Raw genomic sequence first — 15,391 nt, forward strand, 5'->3', positions numbered from 1 at the left:
AGAGGTGGACAGCGCGACATCTCTTGGAGTCTTCTACAACCTGTGTAGAAGCCCGTCCTATGCGGGCCACCACAAGCCGCCTGTCCGAGCGGATCGTGTAGTCCCTTTCATTGCTTGGAGCAGGTATGCGCCGGTTCCCCGAGGCGCCAGCCGCAGCCGTTGCGGCATTGAATGCGCCACAGTTGTTCGATGAATGTCGCATGGCGACGACGTCTCGACGCGTGCCCGGGCCAATCCAAGCGAGGGGCATTCGGTGGACCGCGTGACACGCCCTGGCCTGCCACGGCGTGTCGTGCCGGTAGAAGCCATGGGGACGGCGACCAACGGGGCAGCGTCCAAGGGCGCTCGGACCCTAAGCGCCGAAGGCCGGAGGGGGGAAGTCCGGTTCTTCCTACAACGCGTTGCAGGAGGTCTCTATGTCGAGCGAGAAGAAATCCCCCGGCGTGGGCTGCGAACGCAGCAGTCCGTCCAGTTCGCGGACGCGGAGCACTTCAGGCGATGGTGCGACAACGACCCCATCCGCTTCGAGCACCCGCTACTCCACGTCAGCCTCAAGCGAGACGCCGACGAACTCTGGCGAAGCATCGACGCCGGCGAACCCTGAGAAATCGGCGCTGGCGCGGATCGTCGCGGCTGCCAACTACACCGAGCACGTGGCAGCCATCGCCGAACGCATCGGCGAAGCCAGGGACCAGGCCATGGTTCACGCGCTGCTCGCCGAAGGCGTCCATGCGCTCGGCGCCGAGCACGCGGTCTTCGTGAGCTTCATCCGCGACAACGCAGATCTGTCCGCCTGCCGCTTCATGCTGGTGTGCGAGCCTGACTGGTGCCAGCGATACCTTGAAGCCGGCTGCTTCGCCCACGACCCGTGGCTGGCCTACGCGGCGCACCATTCGGAGCCGATCCCGGCCAGTTCACTGCCAGTGCTGGACGCCGAGGGCCAGCGAGTGATCGCGCTGGCTCAGCAGAATGGCTTTGCATCTGCTGCCCTCGTGCCGGCCCACTCCGGCGCCGGCCACTCGCGGATCAGCCTGCTGTGTCTTGGATCGACCCAGCCACACTTCTTCGACGGCGAAGGGTTTGGCCGCTTCCGCCTCGGAGCCCGCCTGCTCGCTGCCGAGTTGCACGACTGGTGGCTGGCCCGAATCCGGCGCGAGCTGATCGTCAAGGCCCGCATCACGCAGGCTGACCTTGAGTTGCTCCGGCACGAGCATCAGGGCCACAGCAGCAAGCGCATCGCGGCCGAACTGCACGTCAGCAAGAGCTCGATCAACTCCCGCTTCCAGCGCATGAACATGAAGCTGGGGGTGCCGAACCGCCGGCTGGCCGCGCGCCTTGCCGTCGAGTGCGGCCTGCTGATCGGCTAAGTCGCGGCGGCTTCAGGCGTCGGTTGCCACGCCCGCACCGACACGCGCCAGTTGGTCCTGATTCAGCGAGTCGACCACCAGCGGCGCGATGCCATTCGACTTGGCCGTCCGTAGCGAGAGTCGGGCGGCTTGCCGTCGATCGAGGTAGTCAGTCAGCACGCTGGCGACCAGGCCAGCCAGCTCACGCAAGGACAATTCCCTCCATCGCTCGATCAAGCGGCCTTCCGGCGGTGGGCTCCACGAGGCGATCGCATCGACTGCATCCGATGGAGAAGCCCAGGCCGGCTCGTCTTCGATCCACCGGTTGACGCGCTCTTGGATTGGCGCCTCTAGCGGAGCCGCTGGCGCTGCGCCGAGTGCATCGGCCATCGATCCTGGCAACTGCAGCTCACCGACTTGAGCCTCGACATCGCCAATCCAGACGGGCCTCCGCGGATCAACAGAACGTAGTCGTTGCAGCAACTGACTCTCGAACCAGGCCTGCGAGGGCTGCTTCGCATCACAGAACGAGATCGATCCACGCCGCCGCACCATCAGCGCTTCAACGTTGAGCACCTGGTGGCCAACGGTGGCCAGCGCGTTCAAGACGCGGTCGGCTTCGCACCCCAGCGACGTGGCGACCACACGGAACGTCGCCATCCTGGGCAGAACCTCCAGGCCGGCCTGCACCCAGCGGCGGTAGTTGATCCACCCTCCAGGGAGCACGTCGACGCTCCAGCCACGCCACCGAAGCGCGCGCGCGACAGGCAGGCTGTCGAGTCCGCCTCGTCCGCAGTACACGAGGATGGCCTGGTCCAACTTCAAGGGCGCAACGAGCGCGGCGAGCGAAGCCGGCAACTCGGCATCAGCTGCACTGTCCTGCGCCGCCAATGCTCGGTTTTGAGCGTCGGACTGCCCCGTCACCAGGGGCCTCTGGCTGACCACGGCGGGCGAGAACTGCACCGCACCGGGGATGTGATCGTCCTCGTATTCCTCTCGTGTTCGCACATCGATGACGAGTGCGTAGTGCGAGAAGTCCTGCACCTCGATCGCATGGGGATGGAAGGCACCCGCAAGGGATTCGATCTCCGGCGGCTTGTTCGGCTTGCGCGCTCGATCCGATGATTCTTGACCCGAAGTCATCGCGTGAAGTGGTGGGTGGGGAACCTAGAGTTTGCGAACGGGGCGCGGTGGTGCCCCCTGACACGAAGCCCCTCGGTCTCCTCTACCCAAGGACCCGCCATGGAAGCAAACAGCACTCTAGACCGGCCCCGCCGCGCTGCCAAGTGGGGGTTCCTGGCGCGGTTCGGCGTAGTACTTCTGGCGTTCGCCGCGCTGTTCGGCGCGAGCACACAGGCCCGCGCCGTGGACGGCTGCAAGGTGCTGCTGTGCCTGGCCGCCCCGAGCTGGCGCTCGATCCCCGAGTGCGTGCCGACGATTAACCAGTTGCACCGCGACCTGGCGCGCGGCAAGCCCTTCCCGGTCTGCTCGATGGCCGGCGCCGGCAACTCGGCGAACAACACCTGGGCCAGCGCGCCCGGCTACTGCCCGCCGCAGTACACCCGCGTGTTCGACGGCGAGAGCGGGCCGATCTACTCCTGCGACTACGCCGGTGCCGTCACGGTAAACATCAACGGCGCACCGTTCACTCGCACCTGGTGGAACATGGGCGGCGACACGGTGACCGAGTACACCCCGGCCGCCAAGGCCCAGCTCGGCACCTGGGACACCAAGTTCGACGACGACTACGCCGCGTGGTTCGCCGCGCTGCCGCCGCCGGCTCCGGTCGCCGAGTCCGGCTACTGAGGCATCCGCCATGGATGCCTCCGTCTTCCTCGCGCTGGCGCTGGCCTGTGCACCGCAGGTGCACGCCGACACGGCGCGGGCCCTGGTCAGCGTCGAGAGCGCCTTCAACCCGTGGGCGATCGGCGTGGTGGGTGGTGCGCTCGTGCGTCAGCCACGGAGCCGCGCCGAGGCTCTGGCCACGGCCAAGGCCCTGGGGGATGCCGGCTGGAACTTCAGCGTCGGCCTCGGGCAGATCAACGTCGCCAACTTCGAGCGGCTCGGCCTGACGGTGGAATCCGCCTTCGAGCCCTGCGCCAACCTGGCCGCCATGCAGACCGTGCTCGCCGAGTGCTTCGACCGCGCGAGCGGATCCGCGTCGAAGGCGGTGGATCAGGTGGCCCTGCGCCAGGCCCTGTCCTGCTACTACAGCGGCAACTTCGCCACCGGCTTCCGCCACGGCTACGTGCGCAAGGTCGTGGTCGCCGCACGCGCCGTTCCCACCGCCCAACCGAAGGAGAAGGTATGAGACCCCTCGCATCGATCCGGCGCGCCGCGCCGGCCCTGGCCGCCATCGTGCCGGTCCTGCTGTCGCAAGCGGCCCTCGCCCAGGGCTTCGACAAGATCAACACCACGGTCACGAACGTCAACACCATCCTGGTGACGATCTCGATCGCGGTGGTGACCATCGCGATCATCTGGGCCGGCTTCAAGATGATCTTCCAAGGTGCCCGCCTGGCCGATGTCGCCAACGTGCTCATCGGCGGCACCCTGGTGGGCGGCGCCGCCGCCTTCGCCAGCTACATCGTCACCTGACCGGCGAGCGCGACCATGCAAGGCGAAGCCATCTACAAGGGCGCCACGCGCCCGGCGATGAAGCTGGGCATCCCGCTCGTGCCGCTGGTGGTGCTGTTCGGCACCGGCATGCTGCTGATCATGTGGGGCGGCACCCTGGTGAGCTGGTGGATCGCCCTCGGCGTGGTCGTGGCCTTCGTTCCCGCGCTGCTGTGGATGCGCTTCGTCACCTCCAAGGACGACCAGCGCTTCCGCCAGATGTTCGTCGCCATGAAGCTGCGCCTGCACGACCGCAACCGCCGCTTCTGGCATGCGCGCAGCTACGCGCCCACCCTCTACCGGGGAGCCCGCGATGCTTGGCATGTCTAAGCCCAACGGCGCCGACACACGGCCGGGCCGCAGCAGCTTCAGGCCCCGGCACTGGACGCAGGCCCAGGCGGAGAACCCGCTGGCCCGTTTCGTCCCGTTCTCGTCGCTGGTCAGCCCGCACGACGTGATCACGCGCGGCGGCGACTACCTGCGCGTCTGGCGGCTCGACGGCGTGGCCTTCGAGTGCGCCGACGAGCACCAGATCGGCGAGCGGCACGAGGCGCTGTGCAGCCTGCTGCGCAACCTGGCCGGCGGCCAGTGGGCGGTGTGGACCCACCGCCTGCACCGCGTCGTCAGCGACAGCCTGCAGGACCCGGCGCAGCCCGGCTTCGCGCGCGACCTGTCCCAGGCCTACCAGGCCAAGCTCGGCGAGCGCCGGATGATGAGCAACGAGCTCTACCTGACGCTGGTCTACCGGCCCAACGTCTCGCGCGTGAGCCGCGCCCTGCAATCGACGCAGCGCACCCGCGCCGCGATCGCGGAAGCCCAGGCCGAGGCCCTGCGCGTGATGGAAGAGCGCACAGCCCTGGTCGGCCGGGTGCTGCGCGGCTTCGGACCCGAACTGCTCGGCACACGCGAGCGGCGCGGCCGGACCTACTCCGAGTTGGCCGAGTTCCTCGGCTACCTGGTCAACGGCTGCTGGCGGCCGATTCCGATGACCGCCGGCCCGCTGTACCGGACGCTGCCGATCGCCCGCCTGTCCTTCGGCGGCGACAAGCTCGAGCTGCGCCAGGGCGACCAACGCCGCTACGCGGCCCTGGTGGACATCAAGGAGTACGCCGACGCGGTGGAGCCCGGCATCCTCAACGCGCTGCTCTACGAGGCCAGCGAGTTCATCGAGACGCAGAGCTTCTCGATCCTGCCGCGCCGTGAGGCCATGCGCGCGCTCGAACTGCAACGCGACCAGCTGATCGCCAGCGACGACGTGGTGGCCAGCCAGGTCGCCGAGATGGACGTGGCGCTGAACGAACTCGGCGACGGCCAGTTCTGCATGGGCGAGTACCACTACAGCCTGGTCGTCTTCGGCGAGGACGTGGCCGATGCCGGCCGCCGCGCTGCGCAGGCCATCGGCGCCGTCGGCGAAGCCTCCAGCCTCCAGATGTCCCCAGTGGACCTCGTGGCCGATGCCGCCTGGTTCGCGCAGATGCCGGGCAACTGGCAATGGCGGCCCCGGGATGCGAAGCTGTCGTCGCGCGCTTTCGCGGCGCTGTCCAGCGGCCACAACTTCGCCCGCGGCAAGCGTGACGGCAACCCCTGGGGCGAGGCGCTGGCCCTGCTGCGCACGCCCTCGGGCCAGCCCTTCTACCTGAACCTGCACAGCAGCCCCGAGGGCGAGGACTCGGCCGACAAGAAGCTGCCGGGCAACACGCTGATCATCGGCTCGACCGGCGTCGGCAAGACGACGCTGGAGATGTTCCTGCTGACGCTCACGCGCAAGTGGGACCCGGCACCGCGCCTGGTGCTCTTCGACCTGGACCGCGGCTGCGAGATCGCGATCCGGGCCCTGGGCGGTCGCTACTTCACGCTCGAAGCCGGCAAGCCCACAGGCTGCAACCCGCTGCAGCGCGACCCGACGCCGGCGCGTGTCCAGTTCTGGGAGCAGCTGATCCGCACCTGCATCGCGACACCGGCCCTGCCGCTGCTGCCGGCGGACGAGCGTGCCATCGCCGATGCGGTGAAGGCCGTGGCAATGATGCCGGCGCCGCTGCGCCGCTTCTCGACCGTCCGACAGAACCTGCCCAAGGCGGGCGAGAACAGCCTCTTCGAGCGGCTGGGACGCTGGTGCCAGGGCGGCGCGCTCGGATGGGTGTTCGACCAGGCCGACGACCGCCTGCTCGACCTGCACGCCGCCAACGTCATCGGCTTCGACACCACCGAGTTCCTCGACCTGCCCGAGGTCCGCACGCCGGTGATGATGTACCTGCTGCAGGTGATGGAAGAACTCGTCAACGGCGAGCGGCTGATCTACGTGATCTCCGAGTTCTGGAAGGCGCTGGACCACGAGATCTTCAGCGACTTCGCCAAGCAGAAGCAGAAGACGATCCGCAAGCAGAACGGCCTGGGCATCTTCGACACCCAGAGCCCGTCCGACGTGCTGCGCCACCCCATCGGCCGCACGATGATCGAGCAGAGCGTGACCAAGATCTTCCTTGCCAATCCGGAGGCGGTGCGCGAGGAATACGTCGACGGCTTCGGCCTGACGCAGGCCGAGTTCGACATCGTTCGCAGCCTCGGCGCGCAGGGCGGGCGGCGCTTCCTGGTCAAGCAGGGGCACGCCAGCGCGATCTGCGAGCTTGACCTCGCCGGGCTCGAGGACTTCATCACCGTGCTCTCGGCCACCACCGACAACGTGGCCCTGCTCGATGCCGTGCGCGAACGGCATGGCAACGATCCGTTTCAATGGCTTCCGGTTCTCCTTCGTGAGGTTCACGATCGCAGGTTTCGTACCTCCAGGAGAGCCGCATGAAAGCTGTTCGTCATCTCCTCGCGCTGGTCGCGCTGGCACTCGCCGCCACCACCGCCAGCGCGCAGTTCGTCAAGGGCAACGAGGCCGTGAAGGTGATGCCCGATGGGACGAAGAAGGTGGAGACGCCGCCGGTGCCGGCCACCGGACCGGCAAGCAAGGCGAAGCCTTGCGCTGCGGATGCCGGATGTCATCCGGGACCATGGCACATGGTTGAAACCTCGGCCGGTCTACGCGAATGCACAGAGCCGTTCGCGCGACCCACGACCTGTCGTGAATCGACATATGGGACGCAGAAGCTCTCGCGCCTTTGGATCGCAAAGAAGGGCTCGGCCTGGCTCTGGTGCCAGTACCCCGACATGGCCGGGAAGTGCGTGGACATGCACGCACGCCCCCCACTGAACCTGCCGGTATCGGCAGTGCAGTAGACGCAGGAGGCTCCCATGTTCAATTGGGTCGGTTCGCAGTTTGACGCCGTGCTCAGCACCTACGTGTTGAGCGTCGTGTCCACGCTCATGACTGCGATCGCGCCGATTGCCTTGAGCGCGATGACGATCTGGATCGCGCTGTACGGATGGGCAGTTCTTCGAAATGAAGTTTCTGAGACGCTGCCCACCTTCATGTGGAAGGTCTTCAAGATCGGCCTGGTCTTGGCCTTCGCGCTGCAGTCCGGTTTCTACATCAGCAACGTGTCCGACACTGCGAACTCTCTTGCGATGGGAGTGGCGTCCACGTTCCTTCCGTCGGCAGTCGATCCGGCTACGGTTGCTACGCCGTATGCCCTGCTGGACAAGTTCAACGACGACGCCAGTTCGCAGGTCGCGGACATCATGAAGGAGGCCAGCATGTTCCGGCTGGACCTCGTGCTTGCCGCCGTTGTCTTCTCCATCGGCTCGGTGATCTTCCTGTGCATCGCGCTCTTTGTCGTCACGCTCTCGAAGCTCTTCCTGACGTTCGTGATCGCCGTCGGACCACTGTTCATCCTTTGTCTTGCCTTCAGGCCGACGGCGCGGTTCTTCGACAGCTGGCTGTCCATGGTCCTCAACGCGGTCGTGCTGACCTGGTTCGCGTTCTTCGCTCTGGGTCTGAGTGCGTTCATGGGCAACCAGATATTCGTTGCCATCCAAAGCGGCGGCGGCTTCCTGGGAGCTACGTTCAACGTCCTGGGCGAGGCCACGCGCTACTGCGTTCTGATGATCCTCATGGCCATCATCTGCTTCCAGGCCCCGAGCCTCGCCTCCGCCCTGACCGGCGGTGCCGCAGTCCAGCAGGGCATCCAGATGATTCAGAACGCCATGATGGTCTCGGGCTTGCGCTCGTCTTCCGCCGCCAGAGGCGCCGGTGCGGCGGGTGCAACCGGTGGTGTGGTCCGGGCCGGCGCAGGCATTCCCTACGCCGCAGGCCACGCCACGGGCGCGGCAGCCACTGCCACTGGGCGCGCAGCCGGTGCCATGGCCGCCGGTGCGGGCACTGTAGTCCGCCAGGGATACGGCGCGGTGAAGACCGCTGCCTACAAGCTCGCCGCACTCCGCGGCCGAGCGTAGTCATCAACCAGTTGAAGGAGCGTGAGATGAAGACTCGTCTGAAGGCCGCTGCCGCCGCTGTCCTCGTTGCCGGCAGCCTTGGTGCTGGGAGTGCGCGTGCGCAGGGCATCCCCGTCATCGACATCGCCAACCTGATCCAGACCATCCTGCAGGTCCTGAACGATGTCACCGAGATCAGCAACCAGGTCCAGCAGATCACCCAGCTGCAGGACCAGCTCAACAGCATCAACGGCATCCGCAACCTCGGCAACGTGTTCAACAACCCGATGCTGAAGAATTACGTGCCGGCCGAGGCCTACACCTACCTCAACGCGATCAACACGTCGGGGTACTCGGGCCTGAACGGCACGGCGAAGGCACTCCGCGACGCCGGCATGCTCTACAACTGCATGGACCTGAGCGGCGATGCCCGCACCAGCTGCCAGGCCACGCTGGCGCAGCCGTACCAGCAGAAGGGCCTGCTGCAGGACGCGATGAAGTCGGCGGCCGGTCGCCTGTCGCAGATCCAGTCGCTGATGGGCCAGATCAACGCCACGTCCGACCAGAAGGCGGTGCAGGAGATCCAGGCCCGCATCGGCGCCGAGAACGCGCTGCTGGCGCACGAGATGTCGCAGGTGCAGATGCTGCAGGGCATGGCCGACAGCGAGGAGCGCATCGCGCGGTCACGTGAGCGGGAGCGGCAGTACCAGATGCTCGTGCGCACGGGCAAGGTGGCCGACTACCTGCCCTGATCCTCGATCCCTGAACTGCTGCGCCGGAATCGCGGCGCGGCCCCACGGAGGTCCCCCATGAATGCCGTCCTGACGCCAGGAAGAGCCGCTGCATTGCCGGATCGCTCGCGCGAGCCCCGCAAGGCCGCAGCCGAGACGACCGCGATCGACGCCAATCGTGCGTGGGAAGTCGACCGTGCGCTGATGCTGGAACGCTCGGAGCGCCGGGCCTGGTGGGTTGCTATCGCCGGCATGGTGCTGGGCCTGATCGGCATCGCGGCGGTGTTCGTGCAGGGTCCGCTGCGCCGCGTGGTTGAGATCCCCATCGTGGTCGACCGCGTCACCGGCGAGGCGACCATCCAGCAGCGCCTGGCCGTCGAGACGATCCCGCCGATGGAGGCGCTCGACAAGCACAACCTCGCCAACTTCGTGCGCGCCCGCGAGGGCTACAGCTGGATGTTCCTGCAGCGCGACTTCGACCAGGTGGCGCGCATGGCGGTGCCGGCGGTCTTCGCCGACTACAACCGCCAGTTCGAAGGCGACGGCGCCCTGCAGAAGAAGATCGGCGCCGCCGAGGACTGGCGCATCAACGTCATCGGCGTGCGGCTGGCCGCGTCCGGGCGCGCCGGCAACAAGGGCGAGGCCACGGTCACCTACGACAAGGTGGTGCGGCTGACGGACCGCAACCTGCCCGAGGTCACCACGCGGCACGTCGCCAGCGTCGTCTTCCAGTACCAGCCCAAGGTGCTGGCCAAGGAGCGTGACCGGCTCGAGAACCCGTTCGGTTTCGTCGTGACGGCCTACCGATCCGATCCCGAGATCAACACCACCGGCCCAGGAGCCAAGCCGTGAAGCCGCTGGCCTGGCTGGCTGCCTTCGCTTGCACGGCGCTGTGCGGCATCGCGACCGCCGCACCCGATGCCGCCGACCCGCGCTTGCGCGAGGTGGTCTACGACCCGCGCGCGGTGGTCACCGTGCCGGTCAAGCGCGGCGTCGTGACGCTCGTGGTGCTCGACCCCGACGAGTCGATCACCGAAGTCGCGGCGGGCCTGGGTGGCGACTGCACTAAAGCCGACGCTGCCTGGTGCGTGGCCGCGCAGCCCGGTGGGCGCAACCTCTTCGTCAAGGCCAAGAGCTCGGCCAGCGCCGCGAACAACCTGGCGGTGGTCACCGACCGTCGCACGCACACCTTCCGCTTCGTGGTCCTGGCCGATGGCGATCCGAAGCAACCGGTGTACCGGCTCGTGGTCAAGGCTCCTCCGCGCCCGGCGCACCCGCGCCTCGCCATGCGCGAAGACGTGCCGCTCGTCGCCCTGCCGGCGGTGCCGCCGCCTCCGCCGCCGCAGCAGGTCGTCGCGGAGCGCCTGCAGGCCAAGCCCCAGGTGATGAACACGCAGTACTCGATCGCCGAGGGCACCGGCTCGCAGGACATCGTGCCGACGCTGGTCTACGACGACGGTCGCTTCACCTATCTACGCTTCCCCGGCAATCGCGAGGTTCCGGCCGTGTTCCATGTGCTGGGCGACGGCAGCGAGACGCTCGTCAACGCCCGCATGGAAGACGACCTGCTGGTGGTCGATCGTGTCAGCCGCAAGTTGATGCTGCGCGCCGGCTCGGCCGTCGTCGGCCTCTGGAACGAGGCCTTCGACCTGGACGGGCGGCCACCCGGCGACGGCACCACGGTGCCCGGCGTGCAGCGCGTGCTCAAGGCCGATGCCGCAGGCGGCAACGCGCAGCCCGGCGTCCGCAAGGGAGCAACACCATGACGCAGGACCCTCGTGACCACGAACCCAGTCTGGGCGTGGACGCAGCAGCAGATGGCAACTCGATCTCGCCCCTACCCGGCGAGCCCGGCATCCCCAACGTCGCAGCACGGCAGCGCGTCTCGATGTCGAAGAAGGGGCTGCTGGCCGTGGCCCTGCTGATCGGCTCCATGGTGGCCGTCGCCGCGTACACGGTCCAGCGCGTCTCGGCGAGCGGCAAGAAGGCCGACGAGGCGGAGTCCAAGCTGGTGAAGGACAAGCCCACCGCGGCCACGTCAGAACCGCGCCGGCTGGAGATGCCGCCACCGCCGACTGCCAGTGCCGCCGTGGCGACTGCACCGCGCATCCCAGCCCTGACGCCCACCGCCGACGAGCTGGCCGAGCCCATCGGGGTGCGGCGCACCGGATCGGGGGCACCCGCATCGGGTGGCCCGAAAGTGGTCCCACCCGAGGATGCCCCCGTCCTGCTGGTCACCACCCGGCCAGGGGCCCTCCCGCCGCCGGGTGCCTCTACCAGAAGGGCGGATGCCGGAGCACCTTCCGCCGAAGGATTGCCGGCCTCCGAAACCGCCGAGCCCAACGATCCGGTCGCGGCAACGTCGCGCAACCTGCAGGGCTACCAGCGGCAGTTGCAAGGCATGCTGGAGAGCCTAACCAAGACCGCCGCGATGGCCACCGGCCAAGCGACGGGAACCATGCCATCGGGGGCCCTCCTTGGTGTGCCCCCGATGGCAGGCACCCTTCCCGCGGCAGCGCCCGCTGCCGCAGGTGGCCTGTTCGGAGGCCAGCTCCAGGGTTCCGCCACACCGAAGGTGGCTGCCTCGATGCTAGGCAACCGCAGCCTGACGCTCCCCAAGGGCACGGCCTTCACCTGTGCGCTCAAGACCAAGGTGATCAGCGCCACCTCGGGCCTCGTCGGCTGCCAGGTGCAGCGCAACGTCTTCAGCGACGACGGCCGCGTGCTGCTGATCGAGCGTGGCTCGCACCTGGACGGCGAGTACCGCATCGCTTCCGTACGCCCAGGCACCGTGCGTATCCCGGTCCTCTGGACCCGCATCCGCACGCCGCTGGGCGTCACGGTGGACATCGACTCGCCCGGCACCGGCCAGCTCGGCGAATCCGGCATCGACGGCTATGTCGACAACCGCTGGGGCGAGCGCATCGGCGCGGCCATGCTGCTGTCGCTGATCGACGACTCGGTGAAGCTGGTCATCCAGAACCAGGCCAGCGACCGGCAGGCCGACACCATCGTGCTGCCATCCACCACGGCCAACACCAGCAAGCTGGCCGAGAAGGTGCTGGACAGCACGATCAACATCCCGCCGCTGATCTACCAGAACCAGGGCGGCATCGTCGGCATCTACGTCGCGCGCGACGTGGACTTCTCGTCGGTGTACGAACTGAAGCCCACGGCCGTCGCGCCCGCTCGCGAGGGCACGCCATGAACCAGCACGCCTGCGAACACGAGGACCTGGGCGATGGCTGGTGCGGCGACGCCACGTCGGTCGTCGAGTTCCTGCGCCCGCTGCGCGACCAACTCGATGCGCCCGGCGTGCTGGAAGTCTGCGTCAACCGGCCCGGCGAGCTGCTCGTCGAGACGGTGCGCGGCTGGCAGACCGTACCGGCGCCCGAGATGACGCAGGAGCGCTGCCTGTCGCTGGCCACCGCCGTGGCCACCTTCTGCGACCAGCAGGTCAACCAGGAGCGCCCGCTGCTGTCGGCCACGCTGCCCAGCGGCGAGCGCATCCAGTTCGTCATCCCGCCGGCCGTGCCGCGCGGCACGGTGTCGATCACGGTGCGCAAGCCGTCGCACCTGATCAAGCGGCTCGACGACTTCGAACGCGAAGGCCTGTTCGAGCGCACGGCCACGGTGACGCGCACACCGAACGCGGAACTGCTGCCCTTCGAGCGCGAACTGGTCGAGCTGAAGGACGCCGGCCGCTATGCCGAGTTCCTGCGCCTGGCGGTGCGCAAGCACCAGACCATCGTCGTCAGCGGCAAGACCGGCTCAGGCAAGACCACCTTCATGAAGGGCCTGGTCGAGGAAGTGCCGAAGCACGAGCGGCTGATCACGATCCAGGACACGGCCGAGCTGACGCTGCCGAACCACCCGAACGTGGTGCACCTGTTCTACAGCAAGGACGCGCAGGGCACGGCCCGCGTGACGGCCAAGTCGCTGCTCGAAGCCTGCCTGCGCATGAAGCCCGACCGCATCTTCCTGGCCGAGGTGCGCGGCGACGAGTGCTTCTACTTCGTGCGCCTCGCGGCCTCGGGCCACCCGGGCAGCATCACCAGCGTCCATGCCGGCAGCTGCGCGCTCGCCTTCGAGCAGATGTCGCTGATGATCCGCGAGACCGGCGCCGGCGGCGGCCTGCGCATGGACGAGATCAAGTGGCTGCTGAGCGTCGTCGTCGACGTGATCGTGCAGTTCGATCGCGACGAGCGCGGGCGCTTCATCTCCGAGATCCTCTACGAGCCCCGGCGCCAGCGGCTCGGGCGCTGGGATCAGCAGGCGGCGGCAGCGTGAGCAGCGTCGCAGCCCTGCCGTTCGCCGCTTGGCCCACGGGTCGCAAGGTCGCGGCGGGCGCCTTCGCCGTCATCGGCTACGCCGCGCTGGCCTGTGCCGCGGTCTACCTGGCCGGTGTGCTGTTCCTGGTGCTGAACAAGGCGAACCCGAAGCAGGCGCAGTTCGCCAGCATCGTCCACTACTGGGGCCTCTACGCCGGCGATGCCCGGCTGCGCAAGAAGCTGCAGCTCGCGATCGGCGTCTCGGGGATCGGCCTGCTGATCCTGCTGCCGGCCGGCCTTGTGGCTGCTGCAAGGCCGCGGCGGGCGCTGCATGGCGATGCCAGGTTCGCCAGCCCGGCCGAGGTTGATCGCGCGGGCCTCACGGGCGGCGACGGGCAGCCGGGCATCCTCATCGGCCGCCACCGGGGCAAGTTCCTGTCGCTGCCGGGTCAGCTCTCGGTGATGCTGTCCGCGCCGACTCGCAGCGGCAAGGGCGTGGGTGTCGTCATCCCCAACCTGCTGAACTGGCCCGACTCGGTCGTGGTGCTCGACATCAAGGGCGAGAACTACGACATCACGGCCGGCTACCGCGCTGCGCACGGCCAGGCGGTCTATGCCTTCTCGCCCTTCGACGAGGACGCGCGCAGCCATCGCTGGAACCCGCTGACCGCCGTGCGCTCCAGCCCGCTGCACCGCGTGGGCGACCTGCTCACCATCGGCCAGGTCTTCTTCCCCAACGACGGCGGCGGCACCTCGTCGGAAGCCTTCTTCAACGACCAGGCGCGCAACCTGTTCCTGGGCCTGGGCCTCGTCCTCCTCGAAACCCCCTCACTCCCCCGCACCATCGGCGAGATGCTGCGCCAGTCCTCGGGCAAGGGCCGGTCGCTCAAGGACCACCTGAGCGGCCTGATCACCCAGCGCCGCGAGGAAGCTTCATCCAAACCCGCTGTCGGACGAGTGCACCGACGCCCTGCAGCGCCTGCTGTCGAACTCGGAGAACACGCTGTCCAGCGTGGTCGCCACCTTCAACGCGCCGCTGACGATCTTTGCGGACGCGGTGGTCGATGCGGCAACCAGCGCCGACGACTTCAAGCTCGACGACGTGCGTCGCCGCCGCATGTCGGTCTATGTGCGCATCCCGCCGAACCGGCTGGCCAACGCCCGCCCGCTGCTGAACCTGTTCTTCTCGCAGCTCGTCAGCCTCAACACGCAGGCCCTGCCCGAGCAGGAACCGACGCTGAAGGTGCAGTGCCTGCTGGTCAATGACGAGTTCACGGCCATGGGCCGTGTCGGCGTCATCACCAACGCTGCCGCCTTCCTGGCCGGCTACAACCTGCGCCTGCTGACCGTGGTGCAGGCGATGTCGCAGCTCGATGCCGTCTATGGCGACAAGGAAGCCCGCACCTTCGCCACCAACCACGGGCTGCAGATCCTCTACGCGCCGCGCGAACAGCGCGACGCCGACGAGTACAGCGCCATGCTCGGCCACTTCACCGAGCGCGCCACGTCGCGCGGGCGCAGCCGGTCCTTCAGCGGCCACGGGCACAGCACCGTCAGCCGCAACGAGAGCGAGCAGCGCCGCGCGCTGCTGCTGCCGCAGGAGTTCAAGGAACTGGGCAGTGAGCGCCTGGTGGTGATCTTCGAGAACTGCAAGCCGATCCTCGGCGAGAAGATCCGCTACTACCGCGACAAGGCCTTCACCTCGCGCCTGCTGAGAGCGCCGGACGTGCCGCTCATGGACATGGACCTCCACCTGGCGCGGGTCCAGCAACGCTGGCGCTATGCCGACGACGAACTGCCGGCCGGGCAGACCTTGAGCCTGGAGGCGCTGGCCCACGACCACACGCTGTTGCCGGACTCGTTCGAGGGTCCACCGGACAAAGTCGCCGACGAATTGCTGACCTTCTTCGACAAGGGCGCGCCGGGTATCCCGGGCATCGGCGGATCGATCGAGCCCGTTGCCGACGAGGACGGCGTCCTGCTCGCCGATAGCGACGCGACGGTGATGACGCTAGACGTGGCCGCACTCGACGCCGACATCGACGCGCCGCCAGGCGGTGAACCCAGCGTGTCAGAGGCCCAGATCAATCCTTGAGAACACGGGAGAACT

15 protein-coding genes and 1 pseudogene are annotated in these 15,391 nt (G+C 68.0%); 15 read left to right on the forward strand and 1 reads right to left on the reverse strand.

The features are described 5' to 3' along the window. Positions 1-416 precede the first annotated feature (416 nt). Positions 417-1,367 (forward strand): autoinducer binding domain-containing protein, encoded by a 951-nt coding sequence (locus IPG65_RS16200; protein WP_293191774.1) that lies wholly within the window; start codon positions 417-419, stop codon positions 1,365-1,367. A 12-nt stretch (positions 1,368-1,379) separates the two neighbouring features. Here the strand turns inward: IPG65_RS16200 and IPG65_RS16205 are convergent, their stop codons facing one another. Continuing rightward, positions 1,380-2,489 (reverse strand): rhodanese-like domain-containing protein, encoded by a 1,110-nt coding sequence (locus tag IPG65_RS16205; protein WP_293191776.1) that lies wholly within the window; start codon positions 2,487-2,489, stop codon positions 1,380-1,382. A gap of 99 nt (positions 2,490-2,588) precedes the next feature. On the opposite strand from IPG65_RS16205, the gene IPG65_RS16210 reads away from it, so the two are divergent. From IPG65_RS16210 to IPG65_RS16275, 14 genes and pseudogenes are all read left to right on the forward strand, one after another. Next, on the forward strand, positions 2,589-3,152 hold the full coding sequence (locus IPG65_RS16210; RefSeq protein WP_293191778.1) for a hypothetical protein: 564 nt from the start codon (positions 2,589-2,591) through the stop codon (positions 3,150-3,152). Between the two features lie 10 nt (positions 3,153-3,162). After that, positions 3,163-3,657, forward strand: coding sequence for a lytic transglycosylase domain-containing protein (locus IPG65_RS16215; protein ID WP_293191780.1), 495 nt, complete (start codon positions 3,163-3,165; stop codon positions 3,655-3,657). Beyond that, positions 3,654-3,944, forward strand: a complete 291-nt coding sequence (locus IPG65_RS16220; RefSeq protein WP_293191782.1) for a TrbC/VirB2 family protein — start codon at positions 3,654-3,656, stop codon at positions 3,942-3,944. Before IPG65_RS16215 ends, IPG65_RS16220 begins: the two co-directional genes overlap by 4 nt. 15 nt (positions 3,945-3,959) lie before the next feature. After that, positions 3,960-4,292, forward strand: a complete 333-nt coding sequence (locus IPG65_RS16225) for a VirB3 family type IV secretion system protein (protein WP_257798766.1) — start codon at positions 3,960-3,962, stop codon at positions 4,290-4,292. Further along, the gene (locus tag IPG65_RS16230; protein ID WP_293191786.1) at positions 4,285-6,759 is read left to right on the forward strand and encodes a VirB4 family type IV secretion/conjugal transfer ATPase; all 2,475 of its coding nucleotides are present in this window, start codon (positions 4,285-4,287) and stop codon (positions 6,757-6,759) included. The genes IPG65_RS16225 and IPG65_RS16230 overlap by 8 nt, the downstream gene beginning before the upstream one ends. Then, entirely contained in the window at positions 6,756-7,184 is a 429-nt protein-coding gene (locus IPG65_RS16235) for a hypothetical protein (protein WP_293191788.1), read from the forward strand. The genes IPG65_RS16230 and IPG65_RS16235 overlap by 4 nt, the downstream gene beginning before the upstream one ends. A 15-nt stretch (positions 7,185-7,199) precedes the next feature. Beyond that, entirely contained in the window at positions 7,200-8,300 is a 1,101-nt protein-coding gene (locus IPG65_RS16240; protein ID WP_293191790.1) for a type IV secretion system protein, read from the forward strand. A 26-nt stretch (positions 8,301-8,326) separates the two neighbouring features. Then, positions 8,327-9,031, forward strand: coding sequence for a type IV secretion system protein (locus IPG65_RS16245; protein WP_293191792.1), 705 nt, complete (start codon positions 8,327-8,329; stop codon positions 9,029-9,031). A gap of 57 nt (positions 9,032-9,088) precedes the next feature. After that, positions 9,089-9,862, forward strand: coding sequence for a virB8 family protein (locus tag IPG65_RS16250; protein WP_293191795.1), 774 nt, complete (start codon positions 9,089-9,091; stop codon positions 9,860-9,862). Continuing rightward, positions 9,859-10,776: a TrbG/VirB9 family P-type conjugative transfer protein gene (locus IPG65_RS16255; RefSeq protein ID WP_293191798.1), complete on the forward strand. Its 918-nt coding sequence runs from the start codon at positions 9,859-9,861 to the stop codon at positions 10,774-10,776. Before IPG65_RS16250 ends, IPG65_RS16255 begins: the two co-directional genes overlap by 4 nt. Further along, on the forward strand, positions 10,773-12,218 hold the full coding sequence (gene virB10 / locus IPG65_RS16260) for a type IV secretion system protein VirB10 (protein ID WP_293191801.1): 1,446 nt from the start codon (positions 10,773-10,775) through the stop codon (positions 12,216-12,218). The genes IPG65_RS16255 and virB10 overlap by 4 nt, the downstream gene beginning before the upstream one ends. Next, a complete protein-coding gene (gene virB11, locus IPG65_RS16265; protein WP_293191804.1) occupies positions 12,215-13,300 on the forward strand; it encodes a P-type DNA transfer ATPase VirB11 in 1,086 nt (361 codons plus the stop codon). The genes virB10 and virB11 overlap by 4 nt, the downstream gene beginning before the upstream one ends. 443 nt (positions 13,301-13,743) lie before the next feature. Further along, a pseudogene (locus tag IPG65_RS16270) lies at positions 13,744-14,070 on the forward strand (type IV secretory system conjugative DNA transfer family protein); the annotation flags it as partial. 223 nt (positions 14,071-14,293) lie between these two features. After that, on the forward strand, positions 14,294-15,376 hold the full coding sequence (locus IPG65_RS16275) for a type IV secretory system conjugative DNA transfer family protein (RefSeq protein WP_293191807.1): 1,083 nt from the start codon (positions 14,294-14,296) through the stop codon (positions 15,374-15,376). Positions 15,377-15,391: the final 15 nt, after the last annotated feature.

The sequence above is a fragment of the Ottowia sp. genome (assembly GCF_016703145.1).
Lineage (GTDB): Bacteria > Pseudomonadota > Gammaproteobacteria > Burkholderiales > Burkholderiaceae_C > Ottowia.